The sequence below is a fragment of the Archangium sp. genome (assembly GCF_036389735.1).
Lineage (GTDB): Bacteria > Myxococcota > Myxococcia > Myxococcales > Myxococcaceae > Archangium.
This window is the reverse complement of record NZ_DASVWK010000406.1, coordinates 1-2650: the sequence shown is the minus strand read 5'-3', so window position 1 is coordinate 2650 and position 2650 is coordinate 1. Positions and strand designations below refer to the sequence as shown.

At 71.1% G+C, this 2650-nt stretch carries 2 protein-coding genes and 1 pseudogene; 2 read left to right on the top strand and 1 reads right to left on the bottom strand.

The window, feature by feature from the left end; all coding sequences use genetic code 11:
• Window positions 1–789: arginine N-succinyltransferase (locus VF794_RS14670; RefSeq protein ID WP_331110830.1), on the top strand; the 789-nt coding region annotated here is incomplete at its 5' end.
• Here VF794_RS14670 and VF794_RS14665 read toward each other — a convergent pair.
• Window positions 773–1780: a transglutaminase domain-containing protein gene (locus VF794_RS14665; RefSeq protein WP_414640909.1), complete on the bottom strand. Its 1008-nt coding sequence runs from the start codon at window positions 1778–1780 to the stop codon at window positions 773–775. The two genes, VF794_RS14670 and VF794_RS14665, sit on opposite strands and share 17 nt — an antisense overlap.
• An 85-nt stretch (window positions 1781–1865) precedes the next feature.
• Here VF794_RS14665 and VF794_RS14660 point away from each other — a divergent pair.
• Window positions 1866–2650, top strand: a pseudogene (locus VF794_RS14660) (ABC transporter substrate-binding protein); the annotation flags it as partial.

Genomic DNA, 2650 nt, shown 5'->3' with positions numbered 1-2650 from the left:
GGCACCTACGAGGCGCCGCACATCTACCTGGACGTGTCCGAGCGCGAGCACTACTCGGCCAGCATCGGCCGGCACTTCCGGCACAAGGTGCTCTCCATCGGGTACAACTACGAGGGCCCCACGGAGATTGGCGGCCTGGTGGTGGATCCACCCTACCGCGCCACGCCGGACAAGCCCGGCAAGCAGCTGTCCTACGTGCGCTTCCTCTTCATGGCCACGCACAAGCGGCTCTTCCGGCCGCGGGTGCTGGCCGAGCTGCTGCCGCCATTGCTGCCGGACGGGCGCAGCCTGCTGTGGGAGGCGTGTGGCAAGAAGTTCACCGGCCTCACCTACCAGGACGCGGATCGCCTCAGCCGGCAGAACAAGGAGTTCATCAAGGAACTCTTCCCCTCCTCGGACGTCTACGCCTCGCTCTTCCCGGACCGGGTGCAGAAGGTGCTCGGCGAGGTGGGCCCCAACACCAAGGGCGTGCAGCGGATGCTGGAGCGCGTGGGCTTCCGGTACGTGGAGCGCATCGATCCCTTCGACGGTGGCCCCCACTTCGAGGCCAACCTCTCGGACATCTCCCTGGTGCGCCGCTACCGCTCGTTGAAGCTGGCGGCGGAGGATTTCGAGATGGAGGGCGATGACGTGCTCGTCTCCTTCGAGCGCGAGTCGGGACGCAACCGCTTCCGCTCGGTGCGCACCACGGCCCGGCTGGACGACAAGAACGCCTACCTGCCGGCGCGGGCCAAGGAGCTGCTGGACGCTCCCACGGGCGCGAAGCTGTCCGTCATTCCCTTCGACTGAACCGGCGCACCACGCGGTGCTCGCCGCGCAACAGCGCCAGCCACCGCTCCCCGGCCTCCACCGAGGCGCCGCCGGGCTCCACCAGGGCGATCGGCAGGTGCGTTTCCGGGGTGACGGGGTCCAACGAGGTGGGGTCCAGGTCCAACGTGTCCTCCCCCGCGAGCCCCACGCGCACCCAGGCATGGGGCCGAGCGGGGCCACCGTCCACGACGAGCAGCCCCTGCACGAGCGCCACCCGCTGTCCGCGCGCCGCCGCCCGGGCGGCGAAGCGCAGCGCATGGGCCAGACACCCACCCGCCTCGCCCTCGCCCCCCTCGCGGAAATCCGCGTCCCCCGGGCCCTTGTCCGGGAAGGCCGCGTGCACGGCCTTCGCGAGCGCCCGCGCCTCCCCGGCCCGCCACGCCGTCAGCCAGGACGGACGCACCGCGAGCGGCCACGGCGGCGAGAAGGCCAGCGGACCCGACGTGCCTTCCACGCGCAGCCCCTCCGTGAAGAGCTCGGGCGGAGGCCGCAGCCGCACCCCCAGGGCCACCTCGGTGAAGCGCGCCTCTCCCACCTCCAGCGCCACCATCCGGCCGCGCCCGTCATAGCGCGCGGTGAAGGGGTGGCCGAGCAGCGTGCCCTCCACCACGTCCCCCCGGCGGGCGGTGACACAGTGGGGGCCCTCCCGGCCGGACAGCTCCTCGCGGCCCATCACGCACCCCAGCGTCGGGGGCCCCCGCCACAGCCACAATGCTTGGGGGACGCTCGGGCGCCCCGCCACGGTGCCTTCCGGCCCCAGCTCCAGGGAAACCTCGCGCACGCGCTCCCCCCTGTGCCCCCCCCGCGTATGCAGGTGCCGCGAGGTGTAGGTGAAGCGCCGCACCTCGGGTGCGAGGGAGAGGGTGACGGTGCCCACTGGCACTCCCCGCCAGGCGAAGACGAAGCGTCCCGTCTCCTCGGAAGAGAGGGCGGACGTCCCCCCCCCCGCTGGCAGGGCGAGCAGGAGCAAGGAAACGAGCGCGGGCTTCCCGGCGGCCTGTGCCGAATTGAGGATCGCGGCGAGAATGCGGGATACGGTTTCACTCCGTTCTCTCATGGCCGCCAAAAAGTATCTCTTCGTCTTCATGGTCGTCGGAGGGCTCTTCATCGCCCTCATCCTCGGCGGACTGCTCCACTTCTTCACGGGCCAACCGAAGGACTGGCTGGGCTGGGCCGTGCTGCTCATCAGCACGCCCCTGCTGCTGCTGGTGACCAGCTACACCTTCTGGTTCGTCTGGGCGATGGAGCGTGCCAAGGAGCGCACCAGCATCCTCACCCGCCTGGCCGAGGGAGACCTCACCCGGGCCGAGTACGGCAAGAAGGGAGACGAGCGCGAGGTGCGCCGGCTCATCTACTCCCTGCGCCGCGCGCTCACCCAGGTGCAGCGGGTGACAGGCAATGTGCGCCGCACCTGCCAGGGGGTGTCCGAGGAAGTGCGCGTGCTGCTGGAGGCCGCGCGTCGGCAGGGTGGCGCGGTGGAGCGCTCGCAGGAGTCGGTGGCCAGCATGGGCCAGAGCCTCCAGGCCGCGGGCAAGCGCGTGACGCAACTGGAGAGCTTCGCCCAGGAGACGAATGGCTCCCTGGTGGAGATGGCCGAGCGGCTCGGGCAGGTGGCCGAGGCACTGCTGGCGCTGGATGAGTTCTCGCACCGCACCACGCAGCAGGTGCAGTCCATGAGCGAGCGGCTGCACCACATCGCTTCCTCGGGCGACGAGCTGGCGCGCTTCGCCAGCGAGGCGGAGGCCTTCGTCCAGGTGGTGCAGACGGGCATCGACGCGGTGCGCCACCGCGCCACGGAGACCAACCAACTGGCGCACGCGGTGACGGCCACCGCCGAGCG